Source organism: Streptomyces sp. NPDC055287, from assembly GCF_053646035.1.
Genome location: NZ_JBSHNE010000036.1, coordinates 22,398 through 38,039, shown reverse-complemented (window position 1 = coordinate 38,039; position 15,642 = coordinate 22,398). Strand labels below are relative to the sequence as shown.

Genomic DNA, 15,642 nt, shown 5'->3' with positions numbered 1-15,642 from the left:
CACGGGCGCGGCAGGGTGAGGCGGCGGGCGCTGCCGCTGTCGGTCAGGGCCTCGACTGTCGGTCAGGGTCTCGACGAGACCGGTCATGCGCGAGCAAGAGTGCGGGCGGCCTGGTGTCGGCAACCGGGTGACGCGTCGCTGCGGCAGGGATGGAACGTCGGCCACCGGCTTGACCTGCGGCCATACGAATCACCCCCGGTCCTGGCACTCAGGTGCCTGTCGGCGGGCACTACGGCTCCTGGGAGCCAGGGCGAGGCCGGCACGAAAGCTGTCCCGCGTCGTCGTCCACGGAGCTGCACCGTCACAGTGCCGCGCCAACCATGACGGTGAAGTGGCAGCTATTAAGCAAACGGGTCGTCCCGTATGGTTAACTCATGACGCTTCCCAGCGCCCCGCGTGGGCGTCCCCGTGATGACCGTGCTCATCAGGCGATCTTGACGGCCACCACCGATCTGGTGGCTGAACTCGGCTACGCCGCTACCTCAATTGGGGCTGTGGCTGCTCGGGCAGGTGTCGGAAAGGACACCGTTTACCGACGTTGGTCGGGGAAGGCGGAGTTGGTGTACGAGGCAGTCTTCACGCAGGCCGAGGCGGCGCCGGCGCCGGACACCGGCAGCCTGACCGGCGACCTGACGGCGCTGCTGGAGGCCTTGATCCAGGAGTTCTCCGCCCCGGCCGCCGCCGCTGCTCTGCCGGGCCTGCTCGCGGACTTCGCCGCCAGCCCGGACCTACAGGCGCGCATCCGATCAGAGTTCCTGGCCCCGGCAAAGGACGGTCTGGTGGCCGTGTTCGAGCGGGCTGCCCAGCGTGGAGAGACCGACCCCCGCGCGCCGGTCGATCTGGTTCTCGACACGCTCGCCGGAGCCGTCTTCTTCCACGTCGGGCTGGTAGGTGAGCAGCCCAATCCGCGGCTCGCTGCTCAGCTGGCGGCCATTGTCGGCCGCGGAATCGAGGCCCGATGAACGGCTGGTTTCTCGCCGCCGGCACAACTGCCGCCGCTGTCGCCGCCATCCATGCCATCGGGGGCGGGCGTGATGTTGTCCGGCCGCTCCTGGTCGGCAATCTCTCCGAGGAGCCCCGACGCGTGCTGCACGCCGTTTGGCACATGGTCACGGTCGACCTGGTGATGGCCGCCGTCGCACTGATCTGGCTGGGCCTGGGCAACCGCCTTGGCGGTGACACCATCGCCTGGCTCCTGGCCGCCCACTTCGTGGCCTACTCCGGCGTGTTCCTGGTGGTGTCTCTGGTCGCCAACTGGTCGAAGCCGCTGCTGCGCCTGCCGCAGTGGATGCTGCTGCTGCCGGTGGCGGTACTGGCCGCGGTTGGTACCGCCTGATGGGCGAGGTCGGCCTAACGCACGGGATGCGGTGGTCTCCTCTCCGAATGACGCGAAGAGCCAGTGCCGGAGAGGAGACAGCGCCTCCCGGCTGGTGAAGCGGTCGGCGTCTCCTTCGCGCTCACCGGGCCGCCTTACCTGTCCAGGGCACCACCACCTCCATACCGGCGAACCCCAGCAGGAGTGAACTTGCCCCCCAGCAGCCCGGCGAGCGCCGCAAACTCATCCGTCAGCCGTGGTCCGCCGGACCGCAAGGAGCCGACGGCTCCCTCGTTGTTCCAGACCAACACCCTCGGCGGCACGAGATCGGTCAGCAGCGCCAGCGCCCGGCGATCAGATCTGCCGCCGACCGCGACGGCAGCATGAGCGCGATGACACGGTTGGGGCGGGCCGGCTGGGCGGCCGTGTAGCGGCGGCAGCCGGTGGCAGGGTCGACGTGGGCCGGGCGCAGCAGGCCGGTCGCGTCGTGATGACGCAGCATCCGGACCGATACGCGGCCGTCTCGGGCGAAGTATCCGGAGGTGAACCTGATGTGTCCTCTGTCCCCGGGCCCGCGAGTTCTACCGGGTCTGGTCAGCGACAGCGCGAGCCGTCGCACACTGGCTGCCCGACACCCCCACAGTGGCCGTCACGTCCCGCCGCGGGGCTCCCGCCTCCCCCGGTCACGGAAGAGGGCACCCGCAGAACTCAAGATCGCCACCCCGGAGAGTTGGGCTCATTGAGTGAGTGAGCGGCATGGCAGCACTGGTCCTGTGTTTTTGTTGCTCATTCTCTTGATATGTGTGGATTGCGTCCCGGGTCGTGGCGCACCGCGTCAATGGAACCAAAGGAGACTGCTGTGCTCAACTCCGTCAAAACCACAGTTGCGCTGACCGCCGGAGGCCTGGCGTTGGGGCTGCTCGGCGCCGCCCCCCAGGCAACAGCGGCCGACCAGATCAGGACCCCTGCCGTCGGCGCCACGGCGCCTCAGGCAAGTGGGGCGACGGCCTATACCAAGTACGGCAGGGTCACCGCCAGCACCGGAGTCAAGATCCGCAGCAGGGCAACCACTTACTCCAGGGTGCTGGGCAGTTTCCACTCAGGAGCCAAGATCGCCTTGGCCTGCAAGACGTACGGCCAAAACGTCGACGGCAACCACATCTGGTACAAGCTGGGCCACCGTAGCGGCTGGGTGACCGCCCGCTACGTCAAGAACCTGGACTACATCCCCTGGTGCCGCTGACTCACACACGGTGGGCCAGGGATCACTGATCAAGAGCTGAGCGCTGCTCTGCGCCGGCAAGGTCGTGCCGAGGCGTCTCGGGGGCCTCGAATCCCTGCATAGGTGTGGGCCCTGGACCACCGGTCCAGGGCCCACTGGTGCGCGGGCGGGCCGCCGTCCTCGAGAACACGAAGCCCGGCACGTACTACGTACTCGATCTGCGACGGGCTCATGCCCAGCTGGTCCTCGTCGGCGGCTCCGCACAGCAGATCTGCTCCTGGCGCGGCGCCCGCGACACCATGAGCGGCTCAACGGCACCCGCCCAAGCCGATGTTTTCCGGCATGCGCGCGGGCCCAGGCGGAGTGCAGCGCAGGGTGTCGGCGTCGGGGAAGGGGCGCTGCCACCACGTCAGCCAGGACGGCAGGGACGGCTGCGGGTTCAACGGGTTCAACTGGCAGGCCGGTTCACGCGGATCAGTGTCTGCTGCCCGTTTGCGACGAGCTTCCGCTCGCCGCCGTCCTGGACGCCGTAGACCTCCAACTGGCACACGGTCAGGGTGCGTCCGGACTTCAGGACGGTGCCGATCGCCTCGAGATGGTCGCCTGCGGCGGGCGCGAGGAGGTTGATCTTGTACTCGACGGTGAGGACCTCGGCGTCCTCGGGGAACAGCGTGAGCGCCGCATAGCCGCCGGCGCTGTCGGCGATGGCGCTTGTGGCACCTGCATGGATGTAGCCGTGCAGCTGGGTCACTTCGGGGCGGGCCGGGAGCACGATGTGCGCGCGGCCGGGGCCGATGTGGGCCAGGCGCGCGCCGAGGTGGGTCATCAGGCCCTGGCGGTCGAAGCTGTCCTGGATGCGCTTGTGGACCTCGGGGCTCGCCTGTTCCTGCTGCGTCCTGTCTTCCACGTACGTGCTCTCCTTCGTGTCCGTAGAACGGTGCGGGCCAGGACGCCGACGGCGAGGTAGACAAGCGCGCGCGGTCATATGGAGCGTGCCGAGAAGTCCGGTCTGCGCGGCGACCGGCCAGCCGTGCGCGGTATCGATGAACTGCGGGAAGAGGGAGAAATACGGCAGCAGTGCCTTGGGGTTCAGGCCGCTGATCCCGGCTCCTCTGAGCATGATCTGCCCGCGCGAGGCCGCCATGGCTTCCGTGGACGGGCCCAGCATGGCCGGGCGGCGCAGGACTCCCCACCCCAGCCACACCAGGTAGCCGACCCCGGTCACGGTCAGCGCGGTGAGCACGGGCGGCGAGCTCGCCACGATTACCACCAGGCCGGCGACCGCGAGGAGCGTGTACCCGGCGTATCCGGCTGTCAGCCCGGCGACCGCCGGGACGACCGACCGGTCCCGCAGCCCGGCGGAGATCGCGTAGGCCCAGTCCGCGCCGGGGGTGAATACCAGCAGAAGGTCCACTGCCAGGAAGGCCGCCAGCGTCGTCGTGTCCAATGATTGCCGCCCGCTCACGGCCGGGCGCCGCTGTGCGGCCTGGAGCGGAGGCGGGGGACGGGCACGGTCCTCAGGGTGGGCCATTGCCGGAGAGCCTCGCCCCGGCCGGGCGCCGGTCCGGGCCCGCCGCGTGACGGGACGGCGAGCAGCCGCACCACGGCGTCGATGCCGCCCCGGGCGGCCTCCTCCAGGACGACGTGGCCGCCACCGGCAACGGCGAGCCGCTGCACAAGGGACAGGCCGAGGCCGCTGCCGCCCTCGGTGGAGCCCGGTGCGCGCCAGAACCGGTCGAAGGCGCGTTCCCGCTGCTCTGGAGTCATCCCCGGACCCTCGTCGATGACGTGCAACTCGGCGTACTGCGGACGGTGTTCGCGGTGCCCGCGGCGCGGGGGGCGGGGGAGTCGGCGGTCCAGCAGCACCACGGACCCGGGCCGCGACACCCGGAGGGCGTTGGAGAGTAGATTGTCCAGGATCTGTTCCACGGCGCCCGGCACGGCGAGGGCCTGCCCGGCGTGCTCCACCCCCAGCGCCAGCCGGCAGCCCCGCGCCTCGAACACCGGGCCCCAGGTCTCCACCCGCTCCAGAGCGATGCGGTCGAGGTCCACCGGCACCCGTGTGACGGCCTTCTCGTCGAGCCGTGCCATCGCCAGCAGCCCCTCGACCATCCGGGCCAGCCGGTCCGTCTCGGTCACCGCCGCCGTCAGGCCGCCCCTGGCGTGGGCGGCCACGTCCGGCTCCAGGTTGTCCAGGCGCAGCCGCAGCGCGGCCAGCGGTGTCTTCAGCTGGTGCGAGGCCTCACCGGCGAACGCGCGCTGCGAGGCGAGCAGGTGCTCCAGACGCGCGGCGGTCTCGTTGAACGTGACCGCGAGCCGCCGGACCTCGGGCGGGCCGGTCGACGTGGCCAGGGTCGCCCGCACCGAGAGGTCTCCCTCAGCGAGGCGGGCCGTGGCCCGCTCCAGCTCCAGGACGGGCCGGCTCGTCCAGCGGGCAAGCCAGAACGCCACCCCCGCCACGGCCGTCAGGGCCAGCAGGCCCACCGCCGCCAGGGTCAGCCACACGCCGTGGACCCGCTGGTGCACGGTGTCGGTGGGGAGGGTGACGCGTACTGCACCGTAGCGGGAGGAACCGAACGGCACCGGCGCCGCGGCGGCCAGCACCCGCACCCCGCCGCCCACCGGAGCGGTACGGACGTCGATGGCCGCCCGCCCCCGCAGCGCGGACCGCACCTCCCGGGTGCCGGCCAGATCCCGGGCCTGATCGGGTGTCAGCGGCCGGGACGAGGCGGCGGGGCGGCCCGACCCGTCGAAGACGACCACCTCGCCGCCGATGCGTTCGGCGCAGTGCCCCACCCTGTCCTCCAGGGCCCTGGTCCGGCCGCCCTCCAGCGAGACCGCGGCGTACGCGGCCAGCGACTCGGCCTCGTCCTCGGCGGCCTGGGTGGCGCGTTGTTGCTCGGCCCGGCTGTAGACGATGCCCAGCGGCACCTCGAGGCACAGGAGAACCAGGAGGGCCACCGTCAGGTAGCTCAGGAGCAGGCGGCGGGTCATGGCGCGTTCCGCCCCTCAGCCGCGCGACGCGGGGACGAAGAGGCGGAACCCCACCCCCCGTACCGTGTGGATCCAGGCGGGATCGCCCAGTTTGCGCCGTAGGGCCGCCACATGGACGTCGAGGGTCTTGGTGGGGCCGTGGAAGTGCGGGTCCCACACCTGGTCGAGGATCTGCTGGCGCGAGTACACCGCACCCGGGTCCTCGGCCAGCAGCGCCAGCAGATCGAACTCCTTGGGCGTCAGTGTCACCAGGGCGTCGCCCACCCACGCCTGGCGGGTACGGCGGTCCACCACCAGCGCCTCCCGCCGACGCGGCGCGGGGCCGGCGGCGCCGGCCCCCGGCAAGTGCGGGTGCCCGGCCTGCGGCATGGCGTGCACGGGGAGGGCCGCGTGCGGCGCCCCGGCGCGCGTGCGGCGGGTCACGGCGCGGATCCGTGCGATGAGCTCCCGCATGCTGAAAGGTTTCGCCAGATAGTCGTCGGCCCCCATCTCCAGCCCCACCACCCGGTCCGCTTCCTCGCCGCGGGCGGTCAGCATGATGATGGGCACGTGGGACACCTGCCGGATCCGGCGGCAGACGTCGATGCCGTCCATGTCCGGCAGGCCGAGGTCCAACAGCACGATGTCTCCGAACGGCCCGGCGAGCGCTGCCCCGCCCGTCGCCACCCGGTCGACCGCCAGTCCGTAGCGGGAGAGCCCCTCGGCCAGCGGTTCGGCGATGGATTCGTCGTCCTCGATGAGCAGCACCCGCATGCGTTGTTCCCGTCCTTCCGGTTCCCACCGGGGCGCGACGCGCCGCACGGCGCCCGGATGCGCCAACTACCGAGCCCCGAAACACTGTTCGGGATTCCGCACCGTACAACAGGACCAGTCGCCACATGCCGCCGCTTTCGCTCTTCGAGCGATACCTCACACCTTCCCGCGGCGAAGTTCTGGGCGATTGCTGGACTCGCGTTAACCAATCGCTGGCCTGCGCCTTGAGGACACCTTCCTAGTGTCGTCCGCACAGTCCCCGGGCGCCGCGCGCCGCCGGTCCGCGCCGCCGGAACGCCCGTACTGCCCCGATCAGGAGGACACCACTCATGCAGGCCCTTCTCGACCACGCCCGTTCCTTCCACCAGCAGGTCGCCGACGCCGGTGACACCTACCGGCGCCTCGCCGACGGCCAGTCCCCGCAGGCTCTCGTCATCAGCTGTTCCGACTCCCGTGTCGTTCCCTCGCTGATCACCGGAGCGCGCCCCGGCGAGATCTTCGAACTGCGCAACGCGGGCAACATCGTTCCGCCGCGCTGGGCGGCCGACGCGTCCGGCGAGGTGGCCACCATCGAGTACGCCCTCAATGTGCTCGGCATCCGTGACATCGTCATCTGCGGCCACTCCCACTGCGGCGCCATGAGCGCGCTCGCCTCCGGACGCGACCTCTCGCTCCTCCCCGGTGTCGACGCGTGGCTGTCCCTCGTGCGCCCCGTGCTGACCCCCCGGACACCGGACGACGCCGACTCGCTCGAACGGCTGGTCCAGCTCAATGTGGTGCACCAGCTGGCGACGCTGGGCACCTACCCCGTGGTCCGCGACCTCCTGGACGACGACCTGCTGCGGCTCCACGGCTGGTACTACCGCGTCGACACCGGCGAACTCCACGAGCTGGGCGAGGACGGCACCTTCGCGGCCCACTGACCGCCCAGCCCGCTTCCGGCCCGCACAAGGAGTACCCCCACGATGTCCTCCCCGTCCCCGCCCCGCCAGCGCGCCCGACACGCCCGCCCCACCGGCCCCCGCTACACCGTCCGCCCCATCACCCGTGCCGCCGACGCCGGCCCCTCCACCCCCACCCCCGCTCCCGCGCCCGCGTCAGCCGCAGCGCCGGGACTCGTCGCCGAACTGCGCGGCGCGTCCCTCGGTACGGAGATCACCGCCTCGTTCGTGGTCTTCCTGGTCGCCCTCCCGCTGTGCATCGGGGTCGCCGTGGCGTCCGGCGCGCCGCCCGAGCTGGGCATCGTCTCCGGCATCGTCGGCGGACTGGTGGTCGGCCTCATGCGTGGCAGCGCGCTCCAGGTGAGCGGGCCCGCCGCCGGCCTGGCGGCACTGGTCGCCGAGGCCGTGCTGGAACACGGACTGGCGATGCTCGGCACCATCGTGCTGGCCACCGGCCTGCTCCAGATCGTTCTGGCGCTCGTACGGCTGGGCCGTATGTTCCAGGCCATCTCGGTCGCGGTCGTCCAGGGCATGCTCGCCGGGATCGGACTGCCCCTGATGATCGGCCAGTCGTACGTCGTGGCCGATTCCAAGGCGCCGGGCACGCCGATGGAGAACCTGCTGGGGCTGCCCGGACTGGTCACCAGGACCTTCGGCACGCCGGACGCGCTCGTCGCCGCCACGCTCGGGACGGTCACCGTGCTCCTCAGCTTCCTCTGGAAGAAGGTGCCGGGCCCACTGAACCGGGTGCCCGCCGCACTCGTCGCCGTCGTCCTCGGGATGGGCGTCGCCGCACTGCCGGGCGTCGACATCAAGACCCTCCAGGTCGGCGACCTCCTCGGCTCCGTCCACCTGCCGGGACCCGGAGAACTGGCGGGACTGGTGGACCCGGCGGTCATCGCCACCATCCTCACCTTCACCGCGATCGCGTCGGCGGAGAGCCTGTTCACCGCCGCCGCCGTGGACCGCATGCACACCGGACCGCGCACCCGCTACAACACCGAACTGCTCTCCCAGGGCATCGGCAACACCGTCTGCGGCACCCTCGGCGCGCTGCCCATGACCGCCGTCGTGGCCCGCAGCTCCGCCAACGTTCAGGCCGGCGCACGCACGCGCCTCTCACGCACCCTGCACGGCCTGTGGCTCCTCGCGTTCGCGCTCCTGCTGCCCGGCCTGCTCGCGCTCATCCCCATCACGGTCCTGGCCGGCGTCCTCGTGCACAGCGGATGGAAGCTGTTCGCCCCGGAGCAGTTCCGCCTGCTGTGGAAGCAGGACCGCGGCGAAGCCGCCGTCATGGCCGTCACCACGCTGGCCATCTTCGGTACGGCGTTGCTGGAGGGCGTCTTGGTCGGACTGGCGGCGGGGACCCTGCTGGCGGTGCTGCGCATGTCGCGTACGGCCTTCCGGCAGACGGCCGACGCGGAGACGGCGAAGCTGACCATCACGGGCAGCGCGACCTTCGTCCGGCTCCCGCAGCTGCTGGAAGCCCTCGAAGCCCTCGCGGCCGCCGGAACACCGCGCATGCGCCTGGACCTGACGGCCCTGACGCACCTGGACCACGCGTGCCGGACCCAGATCGACGAGTTCGTCGCCCAGCAGCGCAAGACCGGAACCGTACGGGTCGAACTGCTCCTGCCCGATCTCGCCAACAAGCACCCGGGTGCCGGGGGGCCGGTGTTCGGGGAGGAGGGCGTGGAGGGGGACCGGGAGGCGGACGGATTCGCCTGGTTCACCGACACCAGGCGCTGACGCGGCCCCGCCGGGCGCTGCCACCCGTGTGCCCGTCACCCGTCTGCCCGGTGCCGGTGGCCCGGCGGAGCCGGCTGCCCAGGCTGGCGTATCCGAGTACGGAGCGGCAGCAGGCAGGTTCAAGGCCGTGAACAGACCCTCGTAGCGCTCGTCAGGCACCGCGTACCACCAACTGTCCGAGAGAAGCGGGGAGGGCTTCTCGTAGCAGGACTTGAGAAGAGCCCGGCGTGCGAGCAGCGTCCTGTCGCGCTCGCCCAGACGGTCGGCGATCCGGCTTCCAGCAAGGCATCAAGTCTGTTCTCGATCATGAGTCAGCAGCATAGGACGAGCCGCTGACAACGACCTGACGCCAGACTTGCCCATCGGACGCACCTGGCCAACCCGATCCACGGAGGGGGGTGGGCCGCAACGGCGTCGCCTCACGGAGACCGCACCGTTCCGCCGGGGCCTTCTGGTGCCCGCCTTGCCGGTCAGCACAATCACCCCTCGTACGGAACTGCTGTGCCCATGGTGCGCAGCTGCTCAGGCCAGGGCGGGGCGTACCAATTTGAAGGCGACGGCCCCGGCAGCCCCCTGGCCTGCTCGGCCACACGGGGTACCTCAGTCGGTACGTCTCCGCGTTCCTCGACGAGGCGCGCGTAAATCGAAGCATCGCTCGGGCCCACAATCGCCAGCAACTCGTCGTCGCCGGCCCACTCGCCCCGCAGGTGATCAAACTCCTGGAGATCAGCGGCACCAACCTGTTCTTCAACATCGCCGCGGACATGGCCAGCGCCTGCGCCACCGAACCGGCCGTCGAGCCTCAGTGGGCCATCGGGGGGAGAGAGCCGAACGCGGACGTCAGGAGCCGCCGCCGCTGACCCCTGGGGCGACGAAGCGCCGGTGTAGCGGGAAGAACTTCGGATCGGGATCTCTGCACACCCAGTTCACCCTTGAGCACAGGCGCGACCCGGGCGGCGATGAACCGGTTGAAGTGATCCTGCGACTCCCAGATGTCCAGCACGTTGAGGCCGTCGGAGACGAACCACGCGGTGTGCAGGACACACCCGCCCGGCGAGTCCTCTTCCCAGCCCACCCTCCGGCGCACCGCGTCGTAGATGTCGGGTGTGATCTCGGGCCAAGAAAAGGTCATCACGACTGCCATGCGCCCGGCGCCGCCCACATAGTGAAGCTCCGAGGCCAGGGTTGTTGCAGGACAGTGGCGGAACTGACAACCGGCCCGCAGCGATCAGGGGCCGCCATGCGCAAGTAACAGTGGTCTCTCAGTGAAGGCGTCGGCTACGGGTGTGCGAGCGGAGAGGTCCGGCAGTGGGGTTCTGAGCCAGAGCAGACGCACCATGGGCGACGGGGCCGGCTGCCGGACGACGTCGCTGTCAAAGTCACGAGCAGTTCGCAGCACCAGCAAGACCCAATGGTCGCAGTACAGCAGTGATGCTTTACCCGCAGTACGCAGTATCAGCAGTACCCGCAGAAGCACGATATTGGAGGAGTCGAGCGCCACCACGATCGCCCGGGGCGGCAGCACGGCCCGGGTACCGCAAGACCCCAGTTGGGCAGGGGTGGCCTCCGGTCAAGCACCGCGGCCCGGGGCCAGCATGAGGTCAGGCAGATGGTGTTGCGCTTCCTTCGGGCCGCGGACAACTGCTCCACCCGTTCTGGTGCCAGCGCGGTCCTGCTCCGCTGTTGATTTGCACTGGCGGCACCTGGCAGGCAGTCCCAGGTCGCTCCCTGCTCTCTCGCTGCGGGGTGGCGGTCCTCCGCGGCGTGAAGGAGGGCAGCCAGTTGTGCGCACTACTCGCACGCTCGTGCGGCCACGTGGAAGGATGAGAGCATGGGGTGGCGACTGCCGTTCGGAAACACGTTACGGGCCGAGCTTGGATCGCCCGGGCGCTCTCGCAGACTGGGCAGCAGCCCTCGCTCGCGGGTGTGGCGCGTCGAGTTGCCAGAGGCAACGGCGGTGGTGAAGCAGATCGTCGGCGGTCCTGATGCCGACGAGCGCTTCGCCCGCGAGGTGACCGCCCTGAGGCTCGCCGCCCGAGCTGAAACGCCTGTGGTGCCCGCGTTGCTGGCCACCGACCCCGGCGAGCGGGTCTTGGTGCTGGAGCATGTGGATCACCGACGGCCGGCCAGCGACTGGATCGTCGACTATGCAGCCGCGTTGGCGCGACTGCATGCCACTGCCCGCCCGGAGGATGTAGGCGCACTTCCCCGGTGGCGGGGCCCGAAACAGGCCGATATCGAGTCTTTCCTGCGGCTGGCCGGGTCTCTGGAGGTACCTGTCACGTCTGGCGTGTCCGACGAACTCAATGACCTCGTGAAGCGGCTCGACCACGCCTCTGGGCATGCCCTTCTCCACGGGGATCCCTGTCCCGGTAATGATCTCCACACCGCAACGGGGATCAGATTCATCGACTTTGAGCAAGCGTCACTGGGCAGCGGCTTGACGGAGCTCGCCTACCTGCGCATCGGGTTTCCGACCTGCTGGTGTGTTACTTCAGCGTCGGAGCCGTTGCTGGAACGGGCGGAGCGCGCATACCGCAATGAGTGGCGCACTATGACCGGCTCCGAAGCCCAAGACGGGCTCGCTGACGCGTGCGCCGGCTGGCTGCTGCGCGGCGACGCGCTGGTTGAGAGAGCCCGCCGCGAAGGCGCTGATCACCTGGCCCGGATTCCGCACCGGGACTGGAAGTGGGGCACCGCGACCGCTCGGCAGCGACTCGTCCATCGGCTCGGGGTCGTTAGCCAGATGACGGCCGACCACACCTCTCTTAGCGGCGTGAGCAGCCTCAGCGCCGCTATGCGCCGACGAATGCTCGCTCGCTGGCCCGCGCTTCAGCCCGTCCCGGCAAAGCGACCATAGAGGTTGGCTGACGACCCCAGAATCGTCGACGAGTCACTGGCTTGAACGGGTCCGGCCGGGTCGCCCTCGGCGGCAGCTGCTTCCACGGTTCTGCCAGGCACTACGCGAGTCACGGCGGATCGCTGGTCCAGATCAGACACCTGACGGACAACCTCTTCCAGACGGGACCCACACCTGAATGCACCGTCACATCAGTCGTGCTCCCGCACGGGAGGTCGGCGGTATCGACCGCGTCATCGATGACCGGATGCCAACGCTCGTGCTGAAGCGGCCGAGAACGAGGCGGATCCCTGCCCTCCTGAGCGGCAAGTGGCGGAAGCACGCTCACACGCGAGCCTCAGGGCGATGCGCCGCTCGGCGAGCGAGGTACCAAGCCCCAGGTTCCACCGCTCCAGCAGGTAGGCGACCACCAGCCGGTCGATGGACGAGGGCTCGACCTGCTCGACGAGGGGGCGGCGCAGGAGCTTTCCGATGGTGTTGCGGGGGAGTTCGTCCAGCGCGATGAAGCGGGTGGGGCGCTTGTGGCCGGCGAGACCATTTGCGCGGCTGGGTCGCCCGGCGCAGCGGACCGACCTCGATCGAGACCGGGTCGTCGGTCGGGCGTTCTGCGGTCGGCGGATGATGCGGACCTCCTCCGGGGCCGGGAGAGATCCTCCAGCCGGATCGCGCACCGCTCGCCGACGCGGGTGCCGTGGCCTGGGACATCGGTCGCTTGACGCCCTGGTCGCGCAGGCCCCGGCGAGCCCAGTTGCTCGTATCGGCGCAGCAGCGCGCCACAGGCTGGTGCCTGGCCGGTCTGCCGAAGGGCTGAAAGGCAGGCCGGCCGGCGTCGGACCGGTCGGCAGGCGCGGGCTGCGCGACCTACGGGACGGCCGAACGCCAGCCGGCGTCGGTCGGCTCGACTCCAACGGCGCAAGCTGCGGCGAAAACGACTGCTCCGGGGTGATCAGGGCTGCTGGCCCGGCTGACTAGTCGCGGAGGTAGAAGTCGTCCTTGCGGACCACGCACAAACCCCAGATGACGAAGGTGTACATCGCGATGGCCATGATCGACCAGACGGGGTAGTACGGCAGCGAAAGGAAGTTGGCGATGATCAGCAGCCCCGCCAGACCAACGCCCAGGACGCGTGCCCAGAGCGCGGCCTTGAACAGGCCCGCGCCGACGGCTATCGCCAGTAGGCCGAATATCAGGTGGATCCAGCCCCAACTCGTGAGGTCGAACTTGAAGACGTAGTTGGGCGTGTTGACGAACACGTCGTCCTCGGCAATGGCCATGATGCCGCGCAGGACATCGAGGACTCCCGCGACAAGCAGGAGGACGGCGGCGAATATCACCAGCCCGCTGCCCCTGCCCGTCGGCGTATCGGTGCGGTGCTCAGGGTTGGAAGTCATGATGCCTCGATTCAGATTGGCTCACGGCAATGCGCTCGTCGGGAGCGCTGCCCGCCATGGTGGTGGCTGTGGGGGCCAGTCGAGATCGTCTCCCTGACCGGAGGGGCTCAGACATCGACCGGGTCGGGCCAGTACCGGGAGGGAGACGATTCGGTGTGCGCGGACCGCGGCGCCCGCCTTCAAGCTGCTCCGCCGCAGGCCGCTCGCTCCTGGGGGAGCGTTTCACTTGCCGAGTCACAGTTGTGGTACTTCGGTTCATCGCGCCCTCCCTGACGGGTCCGTCGGCGTCGCCTGCCCGCCTGCGCGGCACATCGCTGCGGCGATCGGGCGCTGCGCCAGCGATCCGTGCCAGGTCTGCGGCGCTGTCTCCAGCAAACCGCACAATCCCGGGGTCGGCACGCCGAAGGGCCGCGAGCACGCTCGCGGCCCTTCGGCCTGCAGGACCGGGGCATCCCATCAGTTGATGGGGAACTCGTGCCCTGGCCGTTCTGGTTCTGCCCGCAGTGCATCCGAGGCCCGCCCGCCCGGGGCTAAGGTGCGTTCACGGCTGTGCGGTGGTGCAATTGAAGGTGGTGATGGGGGCGGGCTGCTGTGTTCGGGCAGGACTACGAGCAAGACGCCGCGCAACCACAGCAGACCTACGCCGCACCGGCACCCGCACCCGCGCGGACGATGGACACCAAGATCAATCGCCAGGGGCAGGCGCGCAGGACCACCGCACCGCGCAGCGGCGCGAGGGCGCGTGCAGGAAGGCCGGTGCTTAAGGGCCGTGCAGCAACGGGTGGCGGGAACGGCAGCCCGCCCACCGCGCGGTGACCTGGGATGATCCGCCGGAGTGCGGCTCCTCGGCCGGCCTGCGGCCACCACGCCGATGAGTGCGTCGTTCTCCCTCTCGGTCGGAGTTCCGGCGCACCGCCACGCGGTCAGGACGCCGGAAGTTCTTGCGCGGGCAGCCGGCCTGTGCGTACTGCGGCGACCAGTGCCTGGTGGTCACGCTCGTTCTGGTCGGCGTATGCCTCCGCGAACGTCGCGAGTGCTCGGTCGAACGGGTCGCCGTTGCCCAGGTACGCGGCGATCGCGATCCGGTCGCCGGACCGGGCGTGCGCACGAGCCAGCGTGAATCCGCACAGCTCGCCGAACGCTTGCATGTCCTTCGGACGCATCCTTTCCGGGATGGCGATGCCCTTCCAGTCGCGGAGTTGGCGGACGTAGAAGTCGCGCTGCTTGCCGTCGATCCCGTCCACCCGCTCCCAGCCTAGGAAGATGTCACTCGCGGCTTGCATCAGCCGCTGGCCCGAGACCACCCGCTCGCCCTGGTTGAGGTACTGGCTCGCGCCGACGTGTTCGGCGAGCACGGAAGTGTCGGCTTCCTTGGCCTGGAGGAAGAGCGGGTCATGGTCGTTCCAGCCGAGGAGCAGGAAGATCCAGCATCGGGTGCCGACACTGCCGACGCCCACCACCTTGCGGGCGACGTCCGCCAGTCGGTAGTCCTCCAGGAGTGTGCGACGGTCGGAAGCCAGAGTGCGGCCGTACCGCTGGATGAGCTCCCGGAACTGGCGCTCGAGCGCGCTGCGCTCGACGTCCGGCAACAAGTCGCTGATCGGGACGAGCAGCGGGGGATCGGCCGCGATCCTGGTCTGGCCGTCGAGCGTCTCAGCGACCTTGGCGAAGGCTTGCAGGCTGTCGCGGGTTCGGGCCTTCGCCATGGCGCGGGCCAGGTTCTTCTGACCGCGCTTGTGGAGCCGGCCTGTTGCCAGGGCCTCGAGGCGCTCGGCGTCGATCTTCGCGTACCAGACGTCAAGGTTGCTCATGCCTGCGAAGCGGATCATCGCATTGCGGTACGAACGGACGGCGGAGCGCACGATGCGGGCGCGCTCGGCGTCGTCGAAGCCGTTCGCCCGGCCCGCGATGACGAGGCTGGCCGACAGGCGCTTGACATCCCACTCCCAGGGGCCGGGCAGGGTTTCGTCGAAGTCGTTGATGTCGAACATCAGCTGTCTTTCCGGCGAGGCAAGAAGTCGGAAGTTCAGCAGGTGCGCGTCCCCGCACAACTGTGCCGTCAGTCCTGAGCGTGGAGTGTCGGCGAGGTCGGACGCCATGATCGCGGCTGCGCCCCGGTAGAAGCGGAACGGGGACTCTGTCATCCGGGCGTAGCGGATCGGGACGAGTTCGGGCACCCGTGCCGCGGACTGCGTTTCCAGGATGGCCAGCGGGTCCGGCCTGTGAGGGGCGGGTTTGTACTGGGCATGTCCCGATCGCGACGAGCGGCGCCGGGCTTCCTTGCCGAGGGCTGCGCGTTCCTCAGGTGTGGCGTGGGGTGCGGCGCGCATCGCCGTGGTCGCGTTGTGGGTCATCGAAGGCCCTCCTGCGGTGGGATGGCCGACACCGGGTACGGCGGCCAGAACGGCTCCGTGGCC

Annotated in this window: 12 protein-coding genes and 2 pseudogenes; 6 read left to right on the top strand and 8 right to left on the bottom strand. The window is 70.0% G+C overall.

Annotated elements, in window-relative coordinates:
* Positions 1–434: 434 nt before the first annotated feature.
* Complete coding sequence (locus tag ACWIHY_RS33100; protein WP_454379986.1) at positions 435–962, top strand: TetR/AcrR family transcriptional regulator; 528 nt, start codon at positions 435–437, stop codon at positions 960–962.
* Positions 959–1,336 carry a hypothetical protein gene (locus ACWIHY_RS33095; RefSeq protein WP_454379984.1) on the top strand — a complete coding sequence of 126 codons (378 nt, stop codon included), beginning with the start codon at positions 959–961 and terminating at the stop codon, positions 1,334–1,336. The genes ACWIHY_RS33100 and ACWIHY_RS33095 overlap by 4 nt, the downstream gene beginning before the upstream one ends.
* A gap of 364 nt (positions 1,337–1,700) precedes the next feature.
* Here ACWIHY_RS33095 and ACWIHY_RS33090 read toward each other — a convergent pair.
* Positions 1,701–1,817: pseudogene (locus ACWIHY_RS33090) on the bottom strand (MerR family transcriptional regulator); the annotation flags it as partial.
* Between the two features lie 357 nt (positions 1,818–2,174).
* Between ACWIHY_RS33090 and ACWIHY_RS33085 the strand changes: the two are divergent.
* Positions 2,175–2,558, top strand: a complete 384-nt coding sequence (locus tag ACWIHY_RS33085) for an SH3 domain-containing protein (protein ID WP_454379982.1) — start codon at positions 2,175–2,177, stop codon at positions 2,556–2,558.
* 427 nt (positions 2,559–2,985) lie between these two features.
* On the opposite strand, the gene ACWIHY_RS33080 is transcribed toward ACWIHY_RS33085, so the two are convergent.
* The 4 genes and pseudogenes from ACWIHY_RS33080 to ACWIHY_RS33065 form a co-directional block, all read right to left on the bottom strand.
* Positions 2,986–3,444 carry a PaaI family thioesterase gene (locus ACWIHY_RS33080; protein WP_454379980.1) on the bottom strand — a complete coding sequence of 153 codons (459 nt, stop codon included), beginning with the start codon at positions 3,442–3,444 and terminating at the stop codon, positions 2,986–2,988.
* A 5-nt stretch (positions 3,445–3,449) separates the two neighbouring features.
* Positions 3,450–3,984: pseudogene (locus tag ACWIHY_RS33075) on the bottom strand (LysE family translocator); the annotation flags it as partial.
* A 14-nt stretch (positions 3,985–3,998) separates the two neighbouring features.
* On the bottom strand, positions 3,999–5,531 hold the full coding sequence (locus tag ACWIHY_RS33070; RefSeq protein ID WP_454379978.1) for a sensor histidine kinase: 1,533 nt from the start codon (positions 5,529–5,531) through the stop codon (positions 3,999–4,001).
* Between the two features lie 15 nt (positions 5,532–5,546).
* Positions 5,547–6,284, bottom strand: coding sequence for a response regulator transcription factor (locus ACWIHY_RS33065; protein ID WP_454379976.1), 738 nt, complete (start codon positions 6,282–6,284; stop codon positions 5,547–5,549).
* Positions 6,285–6,613: 329 nt separating this feature from the next.
* Here ACWIHY_RS33065 and ACWIHY_RS33060 point away from each other — a divergent pair, with 329 nt between their 5' ends.
* On the top strand, positions 6,614–7,207 hold the full coding sequence (locus ACWIHY_RS33060) for a carbonic anhydrase (RefSeq protein ID WP_454379974.1): 594 nt from the start codon (positions 6,614–6,616) through the stop codon (positions 7,205–7,207).
* Positions 7,208–7,249: 42 nt separating this feature from the next.
* Entirely contained in the window at positions 7,250–8,974 is a 1,725-nt protein-coding gene (locus ACWIHY_RS33055) for a SulP family inorganic anion transporter (RefSeq protein WP_454379972.1), read from the top strand.
* Positions 8,975–9,776: 802 nt separating this feature from the next.
* On the opposite strand, the gene ACWIHY_RS33050 is transcribed toward ACWIHY_RS33055, so the two are convergent.
* Positions 9,777–10,106 (bottom strand): hypothetical protein, encoded by a 330-nt coding sequence (locus ACWIHY_RS33050; RefSeq protein WP_454379970.1) that lies wholly within the window; start codon positions 10,104–10,106, stop codon positions 9,777–9,779.
* A gap of 699 nt (positions 10,107–10,805) precedes the next feature.
* Here ACWIHY_RS33050 and ACWIHY_RS33045 point away from each other — a divergent pair.
* The gene (locus tag ACWIHY_RS33045; RefSeq protein WP_454379969.1) at positions 10,806–11,834 is read left to right on the top strand and encodes an aminoglycoside phosphotransferase family protein; all 1,029 of its coding nucleotides are present in this window, start codon (positions 10,806–10,808) and stop codon (positions 11,832–11,834) included.
* 968 nt (positions 11,835–12,802) lie between these two features.
* Here the strand turns inward: ACWIHY_RS33045 and ACWIHY_RS33040 are convergent.
* Positions 12,803–13,225, bottom strand: a complete 423-nt coding sequence (locus ACWIHY_RS33040) for a DUF7144 family membrane protein (RefSeq protein WP_454379968.1) — start codon at positions 13,223–13,225, stop codon at positions 12,803–12,805.
* A gap of 923 nt (positions 13,226–14,148) precedes the next feature.
* The gene (locus ACWIHY_RS33035) at positions 14,149–15,579 is read right to left on the bottom strand and encodes a DUF2252 domain-containing protein (RefSeq protein WP_454380009.1); all 1,431 of its coding nucleotides are present in this window, start codon (positions 15,577–15,579) and stop codon (positions 14,149–14,151) included.
* Positions 15,580–15,642: the final 63 nt, after the last annotated feature.

Bases quoted from the DNA above. Each gene is read 5' to 3' on its own strand.
- ACWIHY_RS33095 (WP_454379984.1), top strand. From the start codon at position 959: ATGAACGGCTGGTTTCTCGCCGCCGGCACAACTGCCGCCGCTGTCGCC.
- ACWIHY_RS33070 (WP_454379978.1), bottom strand. From the start codon at position 5,531: ATGACCCGCCGCCTGCTCCTGAGCTACCTGACGGTGGCCCTCCTGGTT.
- ACWIHY_RS33065 (WP_454379976.1), bottom strand. From the start codon at position 6,284: ATGCGGGTGCTGCTCATCGAGGACGACGAATCCATCGCCGAACCGCTG.
- ACWIHY_RS33060 (WP_454379974.1), top strand. From the start codon at position 6,614: ATGCAGGCCCTTCTCGACCACGCCCGTTCCTTCCACCAGCAGGTCGCC.
- ACWIHY_RS33055 (WP_454379972.1), top strand. From the start codon at position 7,250: ATGTCCTCCCCGTCCCCGCCCCGCCAGCGCGCCCGACACGCCCGCCCC.
- ACWIHY_RS33050 (WP_454379970.1), bottom strand. From the start codon at position 10,106: ATGACCTTTTCTTGGCCCGAGATCACACCCGACATCTACGACGCGGTG.
- ACWIHY_RS33045 (WP_454379969.1), top strand. From the start codon at position 10,806: ATGGGGTGGCGACTGCCGTTCGGAAACACGTTACGGGCCGAGCTTGGA.
- ACWIHY_RS33040 (WP_454379968.1), bottom strand. From the start codon at position 13,225: ATGACTTCCAACCCTGAGCACCGCACCGATACGCCGACGGGCAGGGGC.
- ACWIHY_RS33035 (WP_454380009.1), bottom strand. From the start codon at position 15,579: ATGACCCACAACGCGACCACGGCGATGCGCGCCGCACCCCACGCCACA.